This is a genomic window from Shewanella sp. SP1S1-7 (assembly GCF_031932105.1).
Classification (GTDB): domain Bacteria; phylum Pseudomonadota; class Gammaproteobacteria; order Enterobacterales; family Shewanellaceae; genus Shewanella; species Shewanella baltica.
The window spans coordinates 63267-83815 of sequence record NZ_JAUOEU010000012.1 but is presented as its reverse complement, the minus strand read 5'-3'; the positions used below and the strand labels follow the sequence as shown (position 1 = coordinate 83815).

18 protein-coding genes are annotated in these 20549 nt (G+C 43.3%); 8 read left to right on the top strand and 10 right to left on the bottom strand.

Features of this window, described 5'->3' with window-relative positions; translation table 11 throughout:
• Window positions 1-137: 137 nt before the first annotated feature.
• Entirely contained in the window at window positions 138-788 is a 651-nt protein-coding gene (folE, locus tag Q4Q49_RS11470) for a GTP cyclohydrolase I FolE (protein WP_006079864.1), read from the top strand.
• A gap of 210 nt (window positions 789-998) precedes the next feature.
• On the opposite strand, the gene pyrE is transcribed toward folE, so the two are convergent.
• Together pyrE and rph are read right to left on the bottom strand one after the other, a co-directional pair.
• Window positions 999-1640 (bottom strand): orotate phosphoribosyltransferase, encoded by a 642-nt coding sequence (pyrE, locus tag Q4Q49_RS11465; protein ID WP_259511916.1) that lies wholly within the window; start codon window positions 1638-1640, stop codon window positions 999-1001.
• A 176-nt stretch (window positions 1641-1816) separates the two neighbouring features.
• Window positions 1817-2530 (bottom strand): ribonuclease PH, encoded by a 714-nt coding sequence (rph, locus tag Q4Q49_RS11460; RefSeq protein WP_006079862.1) that lies wholly within the window; start codon window positions 2528-2530, stop codon window positions 1817-1819.
• A gap of 212 nt (window positions 2531-2742) precedes the next feature.
• On the opposite strand from rph, the gene Q4Q49_RS11455 reads away from it, so the two are divergent.
• The 7 genes from Q4Q49_RS11455 (at window position 2743) to Q4Q49_RS11430 (ending at window position 8231) form a co-directional block, all read left to right on the top strand.
• Window positions 2743-3606 carry a YicC/YloC family endoribonuclease gene (locus Q4Q49_RS11455; RefSeq protein WP_311990584.1) on the top strand — a complete coding sequence of 288 codons (864 nt, stop codon included), beginning with the start codon at window positions 2743-2745 and terminating at the stop codon, window positions 3604-3606.
• Window positions 3607-3788: 182 nt separating this feature from the next.
• Window positions 3789-5006: an integrase arm-type DNA-binding domain-containing protein gene (locus tag Q4Q49_RS11450; RefSeq protein ID WP_311999405.1), complete on the top strand. Its 1218-nt coding sequence runs from the start codon at window positions 3789-3791 to the stop codon at window positions 5004-5006.
• Window positions 5007-5768 (top strand): hypothetical protein, encoded by a 762-nt coding sequence (locus tag Q4Q49_RS11445; protein ID WP_311999404.1) that lies wholly within the window; start codon window positions 5007-5009, stop codon window positions 5766-5768.
• Between the two features lie 122 nt (window positions 5769-5890).
• The gene (locus Q4Q49_RS11440) at window positions 5891-6115 is read left to right on the top strand and encodes an AlpA family phage regulatory protein (RefSeq protein ID WP_311990587.1); all 225 of its coding nucleotides are present in this window, start codon (window positions 5891-5893) and stop codon (window positions 6113-6115) included.
• A complete protein-coding gene (locus Q4Q49_RS22190) occupies window positions 6115-6321 on the top strand; it encodes an AlpA family transcriptional regulator (protein ID WP_071940406.1) in 207 nt (68 codons plus the stop codon). The genes Q4Q49_RS11440 and Q4Q49_RS22190 overlap by 1 nt, the downstream gene beginning before the upstream one ends.
• Window positions 6322-6518: 197 nt before the next feature.
• Entirely contained in the window at window positions 6519-7370 is an 852-nt protein-coding gene (locus Q4Q49_RS11435) for an inovirus-type Gp2 protein (RefSeq protein ID WP_311999403.1), read from the top strand.
• Between the two features lie 210 nt (window positions 7371-7580).
• Window positions 7581-8231, top strand: coding sequence for an HGGxSTG domain-containing protein (locus Q4Q49_RS11430; RefSeq protein WP_311999402.1), 651 nt, complete (start codon window positions 7581-7583; stop codon window positions 8229-8231).
• A gap of 233 nt (window positions 8232-8464) precedes the next feature.
• Here the strand turns inward: Q4Q49_RS11430 and Q4Q49_RS11425 are convergent, their stop codons facing one another.
• From Q4Q49_RS11425 to Q4Q49_RS11390, 8 genes are all read right to left on the bottom strand, one after another.
• Window positions 8465-11830 (bottom strand): ATP-binding protein, encoded by a 3366-nt coding sequence (locus Q4Q49_RS11425; RefSeq protein WP_311999401.1) that lies wholly within the window; start codon window positions 11828-11830, stop codon window positions 8465-8467.
• Window positions 11831-12279: 449 nt separating this feature from the next.
• Window positions 12280-12444: a hypothetical protein gene (locus Q4Q49_RS11420; RefSeq protein ID WP_311999400.1), complete on the bottom strand. Its 165-nt coding sequence runs from the start codon at window positions 12442-12444 to the stop codon at window positions 12280-12282.
• 130 nt (window positions 12445-12574) lie between these two features.
• Window positions 12575-13384, bottom strand: coding sequence for a hypothetical protein (locus Q4Q49_RS11415; protein ID WP_311999399.1), 810 nt, complete (start codon window positions 13382-13384; stop codon window positions 12575-12577).
• Entirely contained in the window at window positions 13384-14985 is a 1602-nt protein-coding gene (locus tag Q4Q49_RS11410; RefSeq protein ID WP_311999398.1) for an AAA family ATPase, read from the bottom strand. The genes Q4Q49_RS11415 and Q4Q49_RS11410 overlap by 1 nt, the downstream gene beginning before the upstream one ends.
• 22 nt (window positions 14986-15007) lie before the next feature.
• The gene (locus Q4Q49_RS11405) at window positions 15008-16546 is read right to left on the bottom strand and encodes a restriction endonuclease subunit S (RefSeq protein ID WP_311999397.1); all 1539 of its coding nucleotides are present in this window, start codon (window positions 16544-16546) and stop codon (window positions 15008-15010) included.
• A complete protein-coding gene (locus Q4Q49_RS11400; protein ID WP_311999396.1) occupies window positions 16543-18141 on the bottom strand; it encodes an N-6 DNA methylase in 1599 nt (532 codons plus the stop codon). Before Q4Q49_RS11400 ends, Q4Q49_RS11405 begins: the two co-directional genes overlap by 4 nt.
• A gap of 113 nt (window positions 18142-18254) precedes the next feature.
• Entirely contained in the window at window positions 18255-19373 is a 1119-nt protein-coding gene (gene fic / locus Q4Q49_RS11395) for a protein adenylyltransferase Fic (RefSeq protein ID WP_311999395.1), read from the bottom strand.
• Window positions 19374-19596: 223 nt separating this feature from the next.
• Complete coding sequence (locus Q4Q49_RS11390; RefSeq protein ID WP_311999394.1) at window positions 19597-20496, bottom strand: radical SAM protein; 900 nt, start codon at window positions 20494-20496, stop codon at window positions 19597-19599.
• Between the last annotated feature and the right edge of the window lie 53 nt (window positions 20497-20549).

Sequence of the window (20549 nt, the reverse complement as noted above, 5' to 3'; positions counted from 1 at the left end):
TCGCGTTATCCTCCTCCCCCTATTCTTGCCCTAGCGAGAATAACAATAATTTGTATCTGATGCTGAACAGCCCAAGTACCACTCGATGCTCAGCATAGGTTTTCTGTTATAGCCGCTACGACGTAGTGGAGGATAAGATGGCATTAAGTGAAGCAGCAGTAAAAGTACAAGCCGCGTTATTAGAACGTGGGCTTGAAACCCCAATGCTCCCAAGCGTTTACAGCAGTGAAGAACGTAAAGACAAGATTGAACATCATATGAAAGAAATCCTGACATTAATGTCATTGGATCTGTCAGACGATAGCCTTGCCGATACGCCGCGCCGCATTGCTAAAATGTACGTCGATGAAATCTTCTCCGGCTTAGATTATGCTAACTTCCCTAAGATCACGGTTATCGACAATAAGATGGGCTTCGATGAAATGGTGCGAGTGCAAGACATTAGCCTCACCAGCACCTGCGAACACCATTTAGTGACGATCGATGGCACTGCGACAATAGCTTATCTACCACGCAAAAAAATCATTGGTTTATCAAAGATTAATCGTATCGTGCGTTTCTTTGCCCAACGTCCACAAGTGCAAGAGCGTTTGACTCAGCAAGTGTTAGTCGCGCTGCAGACTTTGCTCGAAACTAAAGATGTTGCGGTTAAAATGGATGCTGTGCATTACTGCGTAAAATCCCGTGGTGTGATGGACTCCACCAGTTCAACCACTACCACAGCGCTGGGCGGCATTTTCAAGTCTAACCCTGCGACCCGCGCCGAGTTTTTGCACCAGTCGAAATAAGTGTGTTGAAGCGTGCCTAAATCAATAGCAATCAATACCACTCAACAAAAAAACGCTGCGATTCCTTCTATAGAATCGCAGCGTTTTTTTGTTTTCATACCAACCCAATCAAACCCTTCTCGGTCTAGATAAGGTCATTACTGGCTGATTAACTGATTTCACAAAGTTAGTGATACCCACTTGATCAATACCAGCGGCCAAACGCTAGACTCAAATACCGTATTGTTCGCGGTACTGGCTCACGGCGGCAAGTTGCGCTTCCATTCCAGGCTTTTCTGATAAATAGCTAATGAGGTCGGCAAGTTTAATGATCGCAACAATGCCGCAGCCAAAATCACGCTCAACCTCTTGAATAGCCGATAACTCGCCCTTGCCTTTTTCTTGTCTATCTAAGGCGATCAACACACCGGCTAATTGTGCCTTATGGGCTTCGATGATTTCCATCGACTCACGAATCGCAGTACCGGCAGTGATCACGTCGTCTACCAACATAACGCGGCCTTTCAGCTCGCTTCCGACTAAGCTGCCACCTTCGCCGTGATCTTTTTTCTCTTTGCGGTTAAAGCAGTAAGGGATATCGATATCGTGGTGTTCACACAGGGCAACCGCCGTAGTGGTCGCAATCGGAATGCCTTTGTAAGCTGGGCCAAACAGCAAATCGTAATCAATGCCAGAATCCACCAACGCAGCGGCATAGAAACGGCCTAAACGCGCTAAGTCACGGCCAGTATTGAACAAACCCGCATTGAAGAAATAAGGACTGATACGACCCGATTTAAGGGTAAATTCGCCAAATCGCAACACCTGACGTTCTAAGGCAAATTCAATAAACTCACGTTGATAGGCTTTCACAATATCTCCTTACGGCTTTGTCTTTTATTGGTTTTTATTAGGTAATGTTTTATTGGGCAACATTTAATTCAGTACAGGGCTTGTCTAACACTAGCATCTTGCTGCAGATAAAAAGTTGCAGCTAATAAAAAGCCCCGCACTCTGTAACATGACGGGGCTTTTTCATCACCACACTATTAGTTCAGTGCGGCTTTCTGCACATCTACGATTTCACGAATACTGTTCTTCGCCAATGCCAACAGTTCGAGTAATTCTTCATGGCTGAATGGCTCGCCTTCGGCGGTGCCTTGAATTTCGATGATCTTGCCCGTTTCCGTCATCACCACGTTCATGTCAGTTTCAGCGGCGCTGTCTTCGATATATTCTAGATCGCTGATCGCTTCACCCTTGTAAATACCGACGCTGACTGCAGCGATAAGGAATTTAAGCGGGTTAGATTTAATGATGCCTTTACCGCGTGCCCAGTTCAGCGCATCCACTAAGGCCACACAAGCGCCAGTGATAGAAGCAGTGCGCGTGCCACCGTCAGCTTGGATCACATCACAATCGATCACGATAGTGTTTTCGCCTAGAGCTTTCATATCCACACAAGCGCGCAGAGCACGACCGATAAGACGTTGAATTTCTTGCGTACGGCCAGATTGCTTACCGCGAGCGGCTTCACGATCCATACGGCTATGGGTCGAACGTGGCAACATGCCGTATTCCGCCGTCACCCAGCCTTGACCCTGACCTTTAAGGAAACGTGGCACACCTTCAGTAAAACTGGCGGTACAAAGCACTTTCGTTTCGCCAAATTCCACTAACACAGAACCTTCGGCATGGGCCGTAAACTGGCGAGTGATAGTGATGGGACGAGTTTGTGCTGGCGTTCTGTTACTTGGACGCATGCGAGATTCCTGTATTCTGAGTCATTGACCGATTTTGGCTGCATATTATAAGGGCTTGAGCCTTAGGATGCCATGCTTAGGGTGATTCTCTGGCAAACTCATCTAGGCAAAGTACCCATTAACTTGCGGTCTTATGCTGTATGCCTTTAATCCTAAAGCCATTGACTCTATAATCGCCTCTCATTATGACGATTAAACCATTAGGACAACCCATGATCCAAAGCATGACAGCCTACGCTCGCATCGAGCACAAAGCACAATGGGGCACTGCCTCCTGGGAAATTCGCTCAGTCAATCAACGTTATCTCGAAACTTACCTGCGTTTACCCGAGCAATTCCGCAGCTTCGAACCTGTACTGCGCGACCGCCTACGTAAACGCTTAAGCCGCGGCAAAGTTGAAGTCAATCTGCGCTACGAACTGGCAGACAACAGCAATAACGAGCTGCAATTGAATCAAGCGCTAGCAAAACAACTATTAGGCGCTGCCACTTGGCTCAAGCAAGAAGCGGGACAGGGCGAAGTCAATCTTACCGACATCCTGCGCTGGCCAGGCGTGCTAGCGAGCGGTGAACAAGATATGGATGCCATCGGCGCCGATCTGATGACAGCCTTCGATTCAGCCATAGATCAATTTATCGAAGCCCGCGGCCGCGAAGGCGAAGCCATCAAAGACATGTTATTAAGCCGCTTAGATGGAGTCAGCGAGCAAATCGCCGTCGTACGCGAGCACATGCCTACAGTGATGTTGTATCAACGCGAAAAGCTCACCAACCGACTTGCAGAAATTAAAGGTGAACTGGATCCTGCCCGCATCGAGCAAGAAATGGTGCTTCTGGCTCAGAAACAAGATGTCACCGAAGAAATGGACAGACTCGAAGCCCATGTAGCCGAAGCGCGCCGCATCCTCAAGAAAGGCGGTAGCGAAGGTCGCCGTTTAGATTTTATGATGCAGGAATTTAACCGCGAATCGAACACCCTCGCCTCTAAATCCATCAGCAGTGAGATCACCTCGGCCGCCGTTGAGCTTAAAGTGCTAATCGAGCAAATGCGCGAGCAGATCCAGAACGTGGAATAAGGTTTCAACTTGTTCTAGCAGGTTATAAATAACCAATAAAACCCAGCACTTGCTGGGTTTTATGTTTTTACAGGTTCGTAATTGTTTGCTATTGTTATGTCAAAAGTGGTTACTAGAGTGGTTACTAAACCAAGCTAGTAACCACTTAAAGTTAACTCAGTAACCATTTAGAGCCTAAAACAATGAATGATAAGCAAATAAAGGCATTTATTCGCAGTAAAGAGGTAGGGAGAAAGGCTGTTAGTGATGGACTTTACATTAGAGTACAGACGGCAGGCATAGCCAGCTGGGAAATAAGATATTCAGTCAATGGCAAAAGGCGTTTTATGACTTTAGAGGGAGGCCAGTATCCTCACATGTCACTTGCTGATGCTAGAGCAACCGCCGCAATTGCTAGACAGTCTATCATTAAAGGATCTGATCCTTTAGCTGAAAGAGCAAAACTCAGTGAAGAAAAAATTCATACTGTTGATGATCTATTCGATGACTGGTTTGTAGATGCCAAAAAACAGCTTAAACACAGCGAGATCCCACTAAGAATCTATACAAAAGAAGTCAAACCATATATTGGTCGATTACAAATTAAAGATGTAACGCCCCTTGATATCAGAAACATAATTCAAAAGGTCGCTCATAGTAATCGTCCCTGTATCGCTAACGACACCCTACTTCATTGCAAAAAGCTTTTTGCTCATGCTTGTAAGCTTGGCTTAAAAGATGGCAATCCAGCGAGCCACTTTAAACCTGCTGATGCTGGTGGGGCTGAAAAAAGTCGGGAAAGAGCTCTGTCTGTTAAAGAACTAGAATTTTTTTTTGATGTAGCCAGAAAAAATATAAGCAGTTTTGGGAGAGATAATTACTTAGCAGCAGCTTTATTAGTTTCATTGGGGATTCGAAAAGGTGAGCTTTTCAAACTCACTTGGCGTGAGGTCAACCTAAATTTAAAGATCTGGAAATTACCACAACCAAGGACAAAAAGCTCAGTAGCAATATCAATCCCACTTCCAGATACGGTTGTATCATGGTTCGAAGAGCTGAAGATCAGGGGTTGTGGTTCAGAGTATGTTTTCCCTAATCGCAAAACTAGCAAGAATCCTCACGTATCAGGCGATACGCTCAATAGAGCAATTGCAGCTCTTTTCGGACAGGATTCGAGCAAAACGAAAAAACCACTCAATAGGATGGGAGACATCCCCTATTTTACGATTCACGATTTCAGAAGAACTTGCCGAAGTTTACTCGCAGAGCAAGGAGTACCATCTCATATTGCTGAAAGATGTCTCAACCATAAGATAAAAGGCGTTGAAGGTATTTACGACCGATATGACTACTTTGATGAACGTCTAAACGCACTTAACTTAGTTGCGAATCTTATAGACCCAATAGTTAATGGTAATTAAATGAAATCAGCTATGTACTTTAACTATCTAGTTCAGCTAGATAACTATGCTCCGTCAAACGAGCACATTGATATACAACACGATACCGCTCTCAACATGCTGAATAGTCTCAAAAAAGAGATATCACGAATAAATGAGCTACAGCCTGAGTTAAATCATTACCACGTAGGGGATGAGATTCCCACAGAATGGAGTAACTTACTAAAAATTTTCACAAAATTTCAGAAAGCGGTAACAGATAGAATCACATTACAAAGTCGAGTTGGGGAGTTAATTAAACATCGGCAGGAAGATTCTTCAGAGTATGGACAATGTCTAGCTCATCTACATCACTTGCAGCCGCATCTGGAAAACCTGATTGCATCAGTATTTTTATGCATAGGCCAGCATAATACAGCAATGACACAAAAATTTATGTTCGAAACTGGGGTGAACAAAATCCAATCAGAGCAGCTAAAAACAATGGCGAGCTATTACAACAAATACAATCATGCCATGAGCATTCTTATCGAAATACTTAAAGATTTCTATAGTTCAAAGCATAACCACCCTTACCCACTAAATACAATACTTCAATGGGTGGACGAACATTGCATAAAACTGGGAATAGCATTTCCAAAAGACAGGAAAGCAGCATTGTTCATGGATGTGGTTAACAATACTCTTCCACCAGAAGCAGGCCGAATGAAAGGAGCGCCTAAACAAGAGTTTAGAAAACTGCCTGAAGCTCAAATGGCAAAATACCATTCGTTATTTACGTAAAACTGGTTAAAAAATAAATAGCGGCCGCCAGGCCGCCTATCTATTAGGTCACTATTTAATAAAGAATAATCATCCCATCAACAAAGGCGAACAGCCTAAATCAATATGATCGGAGATGATGCATGCATCAAACAAAATGTCACTCACAAGACCGCATCGTTCGTGAAGCGGAACGCAAATCAATCACCTCAATTTCACGTACTACTGCATGGTCACTTGAGCGTAGAGGCCTTTTCCCTAAACGCAGGCAGCTCTATCCACAGAGTACTTCTGTTGGCTGGCTTTTATCAGAGCTAACTGAGTGGGTCGCTTCTCGTCAAACAGTTAATGGCGGTGGAAAGTGCTAATGCAGAACCCAAACGACGATCACTTAGCGCTATTTATTGATGAGTATCGGATAGTCAAAAAACCTGAAATCCAGCGACTACTCGGCATCAGTCGGTCAACTTTAGGACGAAGAATTAAATCAGGGAGGTTTCCCAAACCGTCATTGATTGAGAATGGTCGCTCATGCTGGCTGTTCAAAAATGTGCGCGAATGGCTGTTGAAGTAAGTATGTTGTCTACCTACGGGATTAAAGCAGGCTTAGCCTGCTTTTTTACCAAACGAGATGACACAGTTTGACCCACTATTCGCGCTAATCAAAACTGACTAAAAAGCCTTAAAACCCCTTAGGGCTGCAAGAAACACCATAGATCAAACACGATAAAACGGCGGATATTAAATAATATATGGTCGCCTATTATTGGGATGTCAAAAATAGAAGGCAAAGCTATGTTCTGTATCAGTAAGCATAATTCAACATTAATGGCGTATAAGAATCATGCGTACCATGTCTATAAACCTAAATCTCAAGGGCTTAAGCCACAGCTGGTGAACAAAATCATCTCAAGTTGTGAAACGATGCTAAGTCACTACAGCAAAGTGATGGTTGTCAGAATTGATCTACATCCACACCAGTTTTCTGCTGATAATAATCAAATTTCTCAGTTCCTTGATCTGCAGGTCGAAAAGCTATCAAAGCAATACAAATGCAAAGTGCAATACCTTTGTGCAAGAGAGCGACATCATTCAGAAATACAACACTATCATGTTGCACTCATGCTTAGCGGACACAAGATCCATTATCCACACAAGCTGTTAAATCAGCTTAAATCACAATGGGAGCGTACTGGTGGAACAGCTTCACTAGTTGATAGCCCTTTCAACATTATGCGCCGTGGAAATAAGCCATCACTCAAGAATGCCATTTACCGCCTCAGTTACTTTGCGAAAGCATTTACAAAGGAGCTCAATATCAAAGCGCGCACGTTTCTCAGCAATAAAGTCCAGCCATCAGCAACATTTGATGACACCAAAGACATTCTCTTGGTTAACCCTTTGATCACCTTTGAAATAAATCAGCGCAAGAAGAAGCTAGAAAACACTGATAGCACAGTAAAGGCTATCAATAACAGAAGGTGGACAACATTTACTTGGTTTAACGAGCTAAGCCATGCCCAGCAACTCAAAGAATCCATTAGCTCGAGAACATCAAGTTTACATCACATAGTGGATCAGCTTTTGAGTGGATCACAGATTCAGCACCCTATGAACCGATAAAGGTTCATGATCCATTTACGGAAGATGATCCACCAGCAGATTTGCTTAAAACAAACTAAAACGCACAAAAACCAACAGCTCACTGCTGTCAGAGGTATTTGACGATGTTATCCCAGCGCGTATTTGTTTGAAATGCAAAACAAAGCCCATGAACCGAAGCAGATCCAACAGTTGTAGATCCACTTTTGTTGATCCAAAGAGAAAATATTAATGAGTAAATTTAATTTAGAAACGCTTCCCCGCTGCGGAGCAAAGACCCGCAGTGGCAACCCATGCCAGCGTTATGGCAACAAAACTAATGGGCGCTGCAAATTGCATGGTGGGCGCTCTACAGGTGCAAAAACTAAGGAAGGAAAGTTGGCGGTACGAGTTAACGCATTACTTAATCCCTTCATGTGGCATTTTAATAAACGGTTCAATCTTGAAATAAAACAGGCATATATAGCAAACGCCTTAAGTGCTTACCTACGTTTAATTGAGCTAACTAAACTCCAGGCTCGTGGATTAGATGAGATCACAGAGATAGTCAGTCAATACAGATTTGAATTAGAAACCACAAAATATTACATTGCTGAATTTGATGGTTCTGAGGCGCTGCTCATTATCCAGTCCGCGCTGGATCATTATTATAAGGATACGGCGGCTGAGCACCTTAAATTCCACATCTACTCAGCAGTCTTCCCAACCCCTTATTTCAATCGATTAAGCGGCTCTAATGCAGAAATAACACATGAAATGAGGGTGTTTTCTAAAACCGAACGCAAAAAAGGGTTTGGTTACGTTGGCCGCATACCTACTGACCCCATACACAAAGCACTAAAAAGGCAGCTAAAGAAATCCAAAGCTGCCCATCAGATATAATCTAGTCGCTCAATCTAGGACAAGTTGGCACCCACTTTTGCGGTGCCTGACTTAATTTGAACCAACAGCTTTATTCAAGTTTCTTTTTCAGATAATGGAGGTAATGTTTAGTTGAGTAAATTAGCGTGAGGATACTCGATACTGAACACTCAACTTACTCGCGTAAACCTTTGAAATGAGCTAGAACACCTTATATTTACTAAAGCTTTATATAAGGAATAAACCCCTAAATATTATCCAAAGTCAAATTTCACATCTGCAACCACAGTCCGACTAAGCTTATTTTCAAAACACTGTTCTTGGAATAAAGTTGATTTCTGACACTTTAAGTGGTCAATACTATCGTAACAGTGCATGCCCCCCTGTTGCAGCTCAGATGACAACGTACCAGATGACCAATCCTCCATATTGCCTACAACAAAGAGATGATGCTTTGCTCTTGTCACTGCAACATTTAGCAAATTTGGCTTACTATTGACCCAGCTTATCCCCCCTTCTTTAATTCTAACTTTTGATGCGGCAGTGCACACGATAACCGTAGATGCCTCTTTTCCCTGAAATGTATGTACGGTACCTATGTTGTCTTCAGCGAACTGCTCAATATTTTGTTCTTGCTTTGCTATGCCAAAAGCCTCTCGCATCCATTCGTGATTTTCTGGAGATTCAGCCCTTTGCTTCCACAGCTTTTTGAGCTCCCGCCTCATCACAGAGAAAGGTGTGATTATATAAATACCACCTTCAACCATGTCTGGTTGCTCTTCTACCAAATACTTAACTAGTTCAAATGCTGTATTTGCCTCCATTTCGTTTGCATACCCTTGCTTTCGAATATCTGATGGAAGCTCGGCAACATGTATCCAGCCACTTTGTATAGCCCGCCACTCAAAGGGTTGACTCGCAAGTACCATGCGATTGTCATAGGCAATCTTATTGGCCACTGAAAACATCGGTTCGTTACAGCGCCTATGAACGAGCAAGGGGATACCAACCTTACGCTCACCAATCTTAGCCATGAAATGGCTAGCATTATCAGCTACTGATTGCGCAGAGCTAGCACTTACCAGATAGTCATCTCCCCAATGATGTTCCCCATCTTTGCTCGAGATTGGAAGGAAATCAGATGCTATAGCTAAATCTATTGAAGGTGGCATTGTAACAACGGGTTCGAGTTGAATTGGATCGCCGACAAAAATTGCCTGCCGGCTCCGCTGGAGCAAGCCAGCGACATGATAGTTAACAGCCTGACCGGCCTCATCAATCATCGCAAGACCGAAACATCCCGGCCTTTGCATTAGCTTAAATTGGCTCTCAACGGATGAAAGCGAAGTACTCACAACAGGGAAGAATAAAAACAATAATGACCATAGCTGCTGATGTTCAGGATTAGTTTCCTTCGTTTCCAAATGTCCATCAATCAGTTGTTCAAGTTGATCCCAGTGTTTAGAAAACTGACTTGCAGCATTCTCCAAAATAGCTTCATTTAAGGATAATGCCTTGATGAATAGTTCACTGCGACATTGGTTTAAAACTTTGCTCCCCAAAGGTGAGCTTAACTGCAGGCGTTTCTCTGCTTCATCTATCGACTCATGACTCCCCTTCAAATACGCTTTAGGGCCAATTAGATGTGTATGCGGGTCAAGCAGCCATTCAGAGTCAATACCGCGGTCTAACTTTCCAATCTTCGCATAAGCAAGATCAAAGGCTTTTTCAGCCTCTTTCAGCTTAATTTGTAAATGCCCTTGGTATAACTTTTTACCAAACCATTGTCTCTTGAATGCCTCAATAGCCTCTAACGCTAACGACCATTGAGCCTCGTTTATATCACTCCAACTTGATGAAAACTGTTCAGCCGTTAATTCTCCAAGCTCAACCTTGGATAATGCAGACGTAAAGGGCTCAAAAAACTTACTGTACTTATGGTTGGCTGGACATTTCTTAATGTCATTTGTCAACGAATAAAGCCTTCCATTGTCACGCAAGATATTTACGAAACGTAAAAAAATGCCACTAGCCTCCACCTTACCTTGCTTCTTCATCGAGTTGACCAAGCCGTTAAGTTGAAAGTAATCGCTGACATTGTGCATATGTTCACGTAACGTCTTCAACAGAGGCTTAAAAGCCTTGCGGTTGGATGAATTACCTAAGACCGCACAGAACAATCCCCAGTCTCCCTTAGAAGCCAATTCCCTAAAGTGCCGTGTGCTGCCAGCAAAGTCATTAGGCAATTTAGCAAGTGAGGGTAACTCTTTAGAGATGTTTTCTACGGCCTTATTGTTACTGGACGCTACGACCATACTGTACTGCATTACAGCCTTAGTCACTTCTTCATTCGACACCCAGCCTTCATCTTTGCTCAGCTCCTTAAGCCTTAAGGTACGTGCAACAAATTTATCAGCAATAATGTCTTTTAATAACGTTGTTTTACCTGTACCAGGAGGGCCATTCACCGCCACTACAGGATTATCTTTAACTTTTCTGGCGACATTAACAGCTACAGTTTGCAATAAGCAGAGACCATATTGAGGCTTTTCTGGCCAACGACCATAGATCAATCCATTGGTTAATGGCCAAAAAAATTCTCCCTGATTAACTGCGTTCCCGATTTCAATTTGTTCTTCCTTTCCAAGCAAATATGCTTGCAATGGCTCTGACAGCCCTTGGGTCCCATCTTTCTCCACCCGAGCAATGATCCTCTCAAGATCATCCACAAAGAAAGGCCCCAACTGTTGACTCTCACTACCATCAGGGTAATAGCAAAAACGCCATCGGAAAGTCACACCACCATCACCCAACCTAGCGGGTTGATCTAACTTATCATCTTGGAAGCCACTTTCGATGGGTTGGCACTGCTGCAACATGTATTCTCGAGCTTGATCATCCGGCCAGAATTGCCCTGCAAGCTCCCGATTTATAGTAATAATCCTCCGCTGCAACTCTTCTGTATCAAGTGGAGTATCTTCATCATTCTGAGCTAGGCCTGTATGCAGCATGCTCTCGATGTTTTCCATCCTTGCCTTAACCCAGTCAGAAAGACTCATATTAGCTGCCGCTGACGGTCGGCATCGGCGATACAGAGTACGAATAGTTGCAAGATTTATAATTAAATCCTGATCTTCTTCAGAGCGAGACCAAACGATAGAGTTACTCACTTCATCCCAACGTGGAATCATGGCTTGCGCTACAAGGTAGGTTCGAGGAATTTTATAGTTAGGATGCCTTTCATCATTTTTTGCGATATATCCAGCCCGATGACACTGAAACATCACAAGCAGCCGACTATCCTTGGTTATCTTTAGCTTTCCTGACTCATACTTTTGACCAGCTTCCTGCCCCCAGTTTTCAGCAAACTTATCTGCAGGAACACTAAGGAGCTTATTTTTGTCAAAAATTGGGCAATGTGGGAGATCGAATAACTCCATATCAAGCCAATAGTTAAGAATACGCTGGCAACGATCTGCATTAGCGCGTTTAACCTCGATATCTTTAGAAGAGCTTGACCTGATCTGATGTGGAAGGGACGTACCCTCTGGCGTATTATTGTTTAACTCATTTTTTCTACAAAATAGAGCATCGAGTACCGATTTAAATAACTTTTTCATTCTGAGATGTCCTTCCGATCTAATTCACCTAGTTACATCAGATCACATTGAAATTTCACTGGTTCAAATTTTTACCAGTTGAACTCACGTTCCATATCTTGCTCATTTTTTACATTTAGCTTCCATTCAATCAATGACCATAAATCACACAAAAAATTGGGAGGCTGTCGAACCAAAAACTCATAAAATCTATGCCACCCCAAACGCCATTAACACCTTTTAATCCATTGGTATTGAATTTGAGTAACGCTCCAATTAAGCGCAGAAAGCTACAAAACTTCTAGGGCGTAAATCTGATGAAACACACTCACAAAAATTTATATTTATATGCTTGGCATACCCTTTGCGCTATTTAATAAACCTCTTTTTAGATATCAATCTAAATAGCTATTTCAGCTGGGCCGTTGAGAAATCGACTATTGCTGATTGTCATTTTATAGGCATCACCGCTAGGCATTGTGAGCAATGTATTTAGAAAAAAAGGCGACAGAGGTACGGACAAAGCTACTTTCTGCCATGACTTCTATCGTAAGAGAGCAATTGAAACGGCCTGCGAACACTGCCTTAGCAATATCGAAAGCTGGCTCATATTGTGCTGAGGTTATTACTGCCATTTGTCCTCCTTGATATCCAAATGACTTTCAAAGCGAGCAATGTACATTTCATCAGAAAACCTAAAAATCTCTAACATTTAAGAGTAAAACTTTTGAGGAATGACAAGAGTAATAAGCAATAAACACTCAATTAGTCCAAGTTCAATATGTCTTTGACTTCCGCAAGGTCTCTATGCACTCGCAAGTAAACTACTGCAGCGCGCGATAGTTTTTCAGTATCTCTTACCATACGTCTCAACTTAGCTTTGGCGTCTTGAACTTCGTTATTCTCTCTTAATTTTCTAACTTGTTTGTCTACTTCTAAGCGTATTTTATTCCTCGCTCTCGCTATTCTGATTTCATTAAGATGAAATATCTCAATAGAGTTTTCGACCTTTGCTTGTTGCTCTGCTGTTGCTGCAGGCTTAGCGATTGGTAGACCATCATTATCAAACCAAAGTAGCTTTTCATCATCTGGATTGAAAGGATCGAGAAAGTTGGGACGTTCATTTCTAAGCTTAGCTTGATCAGCCGGTGTAAAGGCTCTTTCATCAGGGTTTTCAAGCGGGAAACGACAAGCTTTACCGCCTTCTGTTTCATCAAAAACTCTACGGCTATTGCAGAATGTGCATGCGCATCGATAGTTTTGCCAATCGAATGCTAACCACCAATAGCCATCATGCAGTTTGTCCTCTTCGACCTTATTCTTTGGTCTGAAATGATCAACAGGCATATCCGACCGGATCTCTTCCGCTTCACAATACCAACATTTGTGTTTCAAAGATGCTGGTAGCAACTCATAGAAGTCACGCCAAACTCTTGAAGACCCCACTCTATTTAATATCGCTTTCCTTGCATCTTCGTCTGTAGCGGCAATTAGCTGAGCTTTTGCTTGTTCAGCTGCATCTCGCCACGCCTGAGTTAAGCATTCTTCAATTTCGTCCTTACATATCCAGCGCATTATGAACACACCTTATTTTTCTCATGATACTTTTTACGAAGGAACTCAAGATAATCCGGGTCATCAGTGGCCAGATTGAAACCCAATTTTTCTAGTTCAGAATTGAGCCTTGCGAGGTATTGCTCCTCATCCTCAGGTTTAAAGCCCTGCTGGCGAACAATTTTGTCTTTAGATAATGTTTCTTTTGCAGCAAGTGCGTTTCTTGCTGAGAGCTTTTGATTAGTATCATCATCGAGCGTTGTCTTAAGGCCAAACATATCACTACGTAAAATTAGATTTATCCCCATTCCTCTAGGGTTTTCATCTGGCATATTTGCAGTTACTTGCTGCTCATTATCGCGTCTCATGACCTGCACTTGCTCTTTTTTCAGCTCAGCAATGGCAAGTGGGTGATGAGTCACCATTAGTAAATGGCTAGTTTCGTGATTAGGAACAAACTCACGCAAAAACTTAAGGTACTTTACTGCCCATGATGGATTGAGGTGGGTATCGGGCTCGTCGAGCAAGAATAATGAGTCTTTTCCGCCAGTAAACTTGAGTAAGCCTAATACCGTAAGTAACTGCTGTTCACCTTCACTGAGCTCACGAAATGTGAGTGGTTCTTTACTACTGATAACTTTAACTCGAATACTGACTTCTGAAATAATTTCAGACAGTAAAGTACTTTCTAGCATTTTAAACAGTTCGTCAGCGCTGAGATCTGTAGCAAAATCGCGCAATGCATTTACATCTGGCAAAAAAAGATGGAAAAACTCGTTTCGAATATTGCTGCCGGTTAATGACATATCCTCTTGACGAGTCACTTTTACTGGAGATAACGTAAATTTAATCAGCTCATCCAAAAAACGGCGCACTACGCCACGAGCCCCCCAAAATAGCTCGCCTTTTTCCTTCGCCCAGCCGGGCTGGCGCATCACAAAGTGTATACAGTCTAAACCTTCAATACCCAAATGCTCACGTAAAAACGCCTTTTCCGCGCTATCTTTTTCAGACAAGAAAAAGGCTAATAACACAAATTGACTGTGGTGAGGCTTGGCATAAAACAGAGGTCGAATATCACCTTTTAAATCCAGCTCATCTTTGAGCAAACGCCGGTAAAAGTCGGTGCGGTGCTTCTTAAAGTGGTTTTCTAAACGGTCACTGGGGCCTGAATAATAAGCAAATACATAGTTAGGCAGGTAAGCCGCATTCCCTTCTCTATCACGTTTAACTTTTGAAAAAGGTATGATTTTTCCAACAGCTGCTTCAGAGAACATGTCCGCTGGTGCAGCGTCATTTAATAAATCACGAACACTCACTTCGTATTGCTTTGCCAAGGTGCCACGAGACGGATCTGCATCTATGGTGATTTCCATCCAGCGGTCACTGGGTTGATTAGATTTATGTGGCTCACCCAATCGATAATTCAATAAATATGAAAATGGCGGGGATTCGCCTAAATCTAAGTTGCGGAATATGGAAACTAAGGCTTCCAGCACGTTAGATTTACCAGAACCATTACTACCAACCACTACGGTCATCAGATGGTCTTCATCAAAGTCCACCTTCACGTTTTCAAGGTTTTTAAAACGCGAACGTATATGCAGCTTATCAACTTTCATGGTTCATCCTTAACCTTGTGTTTTATTCATGAGTAGTGACCTCTACCGAGGTAAACCAATCCTGTCCATCGTCACCACGTTTTACTTTAACAATCGATTTATCCACTGTCAGGGCGTCACGAATATCTAGAAAGAACCGCTCGAGCTGATCGGTGTTACTGTCACTAGGGTAACCAGCTGCGGCTAACAATTGCTGGCCGCTGAGTGGTTTACCGGCTTCTTTTAAGGCTTCAACGACTTTAATTATTTGTTTACTCATACTGCTACCTATCTTTTTTTTTATCGCAGTGCGTTTAGGGTTAGGCTGCGTTTTAATGTCTTCACGTTCAGCCTTGATGTGTTTAAGCAAGGCCTCGGCGCTGCTTTCACCGGATATGAGTTCAGGATTAGCTGCGCGCCAATCGCCAGTGAGTTCGCCTCTGAAGGCTTTAGCGAGTATCGACTGAGTGAGATTATTAACCCGAGTTTGCGCTGCATTAACTTGGGCTTCGACTTTGTCGGCGAAAACGAATAACTCTTCGACACTACGGACGATTTCGGTTTGTTCTTCCAGGGGAGGGAATTCTATGTTTATTTTTTTTAGTAAAGCTGCCTTGATTCCTTTAACCGTTGAGCCAGTTGCATGTTCATCCAGAGTTTTCTGAAATACTGATGCTTGCATGTAAATTGAAACAAAATATGAGTTTATCTTTTCTTTAAACTGCAAACAAATTGCTCTCTGTGCAAGGGCAAATTTCTCTTCTATGTCAATATTTGCGACGTACCCCATTGGTGCTTCAGTAGTTATTAGCACATCACCATAGTTAGGAATTCCTCGAGTCATCCAAGAGTGATAATCTTCATTTGCAATAAATTCTCTTGGCTCTCTTGAAATGAAGCCTTGTCTAATATTTTTTGCCGTGATCAGAGGAATCCCCGAGGCTGTTTTGGTCGGTGTTTTACCTCTGTAATCAATAAACTTTGCTAACTTCCCAAGCTCTTCTGACATAACTTTAAAATCATTCCCCCCACGCCACTCTTCTGTCAGTTTGCCACTGACTGCAGCTGCCAAGAGCGATTGGCGGAATGATTTTAAAATAGCAGGGATGGCGTCGAGGCGGGCTTTAGTGCTTTCCACCTGCGCCAGCAGCTCATCCAGCTTGTCGGCAATGACCTTCTGCTCGGCTAATGGGGGTAGTTTAATGGCTTGTTCATATGCATCTTCACGATTAAGTCCTGGAATAGCAGTCGAGCGATTAAGCGAAGTAAGAGGTAAATCTTTTAGTTGGTAAAACCAGTACATCAAAGGCTGATCGTAAAACTCATCAACAAAATAAGTCGTATCTATTGGTGAAAACGGTCCACTAGCTAGTGTAACTTCGCCAAATGATCCTTTTCGACCAACAACAATACCTGGCGTATTTACCAAAGGAGTTGAGTGTCTGCCAACTATTCCGTTTGAGCCATATACTGGAGCACCCACCCCATCTCTAGTTTTTGCTGGTAATGATTTACCATATTTTAATTCAATAATTTTACCTAGGTTAGTAAAAACCCAACCTTCAGGGATCACTTGGCTCATCCTTTCACCCCACCAGCCAAAGACGCAACCAAAGCCTCTAAATCAGCCAAAGCGCCTTTCAGCTCACTAATGGCTTCACCTGCAAGCTCTTCTGGTGAACCTAAATCGGCGGCATCAACGCTATTAGCATCTTTGAGCCATGAAATATCCAGTGAGTCACCTTTGCTATCACGGATAAATTCACGACTGAATACCCGCCAACGGCTCTTTTCTAAGGGCCGCTCAAGGCTGTCGGCTATTCGCTGCGCTTGCGCGCTTGTATCGATGACAGTGGTGTCGACTTCAGCCTCTTCCGCATTAAATGACCACTCACCTTCTTTACGCTCAGCGAGTGGCACATGACACACAGTTTCAAACGGGGTTAAGTGTTGCTCACCAAAGGGGGTGCGTTTACCAAAATTAGGCATGTTGGTACGTAAGTCATACACCCAAGTATGGGTGGTGCAGTTTTCCTCTTGTAACTTGTCTTTGGCACTGCCTTTAGTGAAAAACAAGACGTTGGTTTTCACGCCTGCGGCGTAGAAGATGCCTGTCGGCAAACGCAAGATAGTGTGTAGGTTACACTTGTTCATTAAGTCACGACGCACATCAGTACCGACGCCCGCTTCAAATAACACGTTATCTGGCAATACCACGGCGGCGCGGCCACCAGGCTTTAGGTTGCGGTAGATGTGCTGTAAAAACGCCAGCTGTTTGTTGCTGGTGGGATAGGTTAAGTCGTCACGGGTGATGGAAGCATCACCGCCCTTGCTGGTGCCAAAAGGCGGGTTAGCCAAGATAATATCAGCCTTGGGTAAACTCATGCCGACTTGGCCCAAAGAATTGCCTAAATGCACTACGCCTTCGTCGTCACCTTCCATGCCATGGAGTAAACAGTTCATCAACGCTAAACGGCGGGTGGAGGGCACTAGCTCAACGCCAATGAACGCCTTGTTCCGCAGGTGTTCAATTTCTTTTAGGGTGAGATCATCATAATTGTCGGCATTTTTGATAAATTCATGGGCAGCAATCAAAAAGCCTGCTGTGCCCGCTGCAGGATCTTGAATCACTTCGCTCGCTTGTGGGTTAATGACCCGCACCATAGAGTCGATTAACGCACGGGGAGTAAAATATTGGCCTGCGCCGGATTTAGTCTCGTTGGCGTTTTTTTCTAATAAGCCTTCGTATAAGTCACCTAAACCGTCTTTTTGGGCGCTGAACCAGTCAATCGAATCCAGTGATTTTATCAGCTGCTTTAAATGGCGTGGCTCACGCAGGCGGGTTTGGGCATCGGCATAAATGGCTAAAATCAGCGGATCGGCGTGTAGGGTATTGCCTTCGCTGTCTTTGCCCGTCGATAGGGTGAGTAAAATGCGTTTGTAATCATCTAGTAGGTTGAGGCCATCTTTATCGTTTAAGTCGGTCCAACGGCAGCCGGTTGGCAAGGTGTGTTTATTGAGTAACCCTGCCTCGGTATTTTCGTGCACCATTTTGATAAACAGTAATAGCACCAGTTCGGTAACGTAATCGGAATAGTTAATGCCGTCGTCGCGCAGTACATCACACAGGTTCCACAGTTTTTGGACGATATCGCTGTTGCTGCTTGTTATGCTCATTGGATTCTCAATTTTGTAATTTGGCTAATGATTGATGCATTAGGCTTAGGTATTTGGTTTATAGATAGGTTCAGGCTTATTGGCTGCTATGACCTATCGTTTAATGACCCTGTTTACAGTGTATAACGGCTGAACTGGTTACTATCTTTGGTCATCAAAGTGACAAATTTAGGGTGGACAAAGAGCTTCTCTTTACCCGATTGCACCTCTTCAAGCACGCCTATGTCGCATAACTGCTTTAAGTAAACGGAAGCGGTTTGACGTTTGGCTAAGCCACTTTCAACGAGGTTTTGAATACGGCAATATGGTTGCTCAAAAATCACTTGTACCAACTCATTGCTGTAAATTTTGGGTAGCTGCTGACGTACATATTCTGTGGTATGTGCTATTAATTCACGCGCTGCGGCAATTTTGTGGGTGGTCCATTTAGCCGTTTGCTCGACCGCGTTAAGGATAAAGATGATCCACGGTTGCCACTCTTGCTGAGTCGTCACGTTAAGCAATAAACGGTAATAGTCTTGCTTATGCGCGACGATATAGCGGCTCAGATACAAGATAGGTGCGCTAAGCAGTTGTTGGTCGATAAGGTAGAGAATATTGAGCACACGGCCTGTACGGCCATTACCATCGATAAAAGGATGGATAGCTTCAAACTGGTAATGGGCCATGGCCATTTTAATCAGTGGATCAACATCATCTTGATTATGCAAAAAGGCTTCCCAGTTACTGAGTAAGTCACGAATGACACTCTCGCCTGCTGGTGGCGTATAAATAACCTCACCTGTGGCCTGATTCGTTAAGCTAGTACCAGGCACTTTACGCACGTCCATCTGCACGGACTTAATAGTGCTGCAAATTTCTAATGCGGTAGTGACACACAGGGGGCGGTTGGTTAGCTGAGTAAAGCCTTGATAAAGCGCAGTGCGATAACGCAACGCCTCTTTGGTCATAGGGTCGGCTTGACTGTCTTCTTGAGCATATTGAAACAGCTTGTCGGTGGTGGTAACGATATTTTCAATCTCGCTACTGCCTTGGGCTTCGAGCAGGGGCAATAAATTAATCAATAAGCCTTGATTGGGCAGTAGTTCACCCGCTTGCTTTAGCTCTGCAAGGGCCGCGCGGGCAGGAATACAGGCTTTGAGTATAGGTAAGGTTTCGGCCAACTCCGCGAGTGCGCTATCTAGCGGTAGTGGCGGTAAATGGTTGTATGCTTGTTCAGCTTGCCATTCCATGTTTAAAAAACCTTCTTTTATCGACATAAATAGAAATTGCGGTGAGCTTATGTCGATTCAATCGACATGTAAAGAAAACATGTTTACAAAACTTAGTTTAATCGACATGTTTTGGTTGTTTTTGGGACTCATGTCGATAGCATCAACATCAAAGGAGTGTTAGGGTTGCCGTTTTGTGTTCAGTGACATGTAGAGAAATACTTATTTCTACAAGTCACTCATATTATTGGATGTCTATTCGTCTTTTAGCCCAATCTTGGTAATGCTTATCCCAAGAGCGAGAATTCTTTTGAACTTCCAAAGATGGACGTAATTTTTCAGGTACGTAGTGCCCATCATAAAATCGACCACACAATCGACAAGCAATGTCCATCAAATCTCTCATCTCATCACTAGGAGAGGGGAGCGATTGTCGGCCTCTGTGTAAGCCCAACACTCGATCTATTCCACCAGCAACTGCACAAGGATAATAACCTTGCGGAGTGAGCCCCATACCGCAGCTGCTTGCTATATCGCACCCGTTGCTATAATCGGCAAATTTGTATAAAACACTGTCCTGCGGAGCCATATTGAATGGCCCAAAACTCGGCTGAACATTACCGGTTTTATATGAGTTTTCAACCCATATACCTTCTGGTAGGTTTTCTAGCGCGGCATTGACCTTTCGACCATAACCGTTTGTGACCAACTCAATAACCGTGTCAGGATGATGGGTTTTCAGAACTAATAGTTGTTCAATTATGGATTGAAACTCTGGGTGTAAAGTCGGCTCGCCACCTAAGATTCTAATGCGTTTCCATGGTGTTTTTCGTTGTAATGACTGCTCAACAAAATTAACTATCTGGCTTAAATTTATATGAGTATTATCAGGTGCTTGGGCGGAGGAACGATTGCAGTTATTACATTTTAAGTTACATTGATATGTAATATCGATTTCAATTAACTCATGCGAGGTATGATATTGCCCTCCCAGCATCATTGTGGAAAGCTTTTGAACCCTCACCCAACGTAGTATTTTTTTCACTGCAAACTTCGCGCGAACCAATGCGATATACTTAGTTGGGTAATCTTTCGGGTATCGAAAAGTTGTTTGATTGCTCTTTTGTAAATTCCAAATTTTCACGATGTACTTTAGCTCCTTGCTTGTATCTCATACTATGCGAGTTACGTAAATTG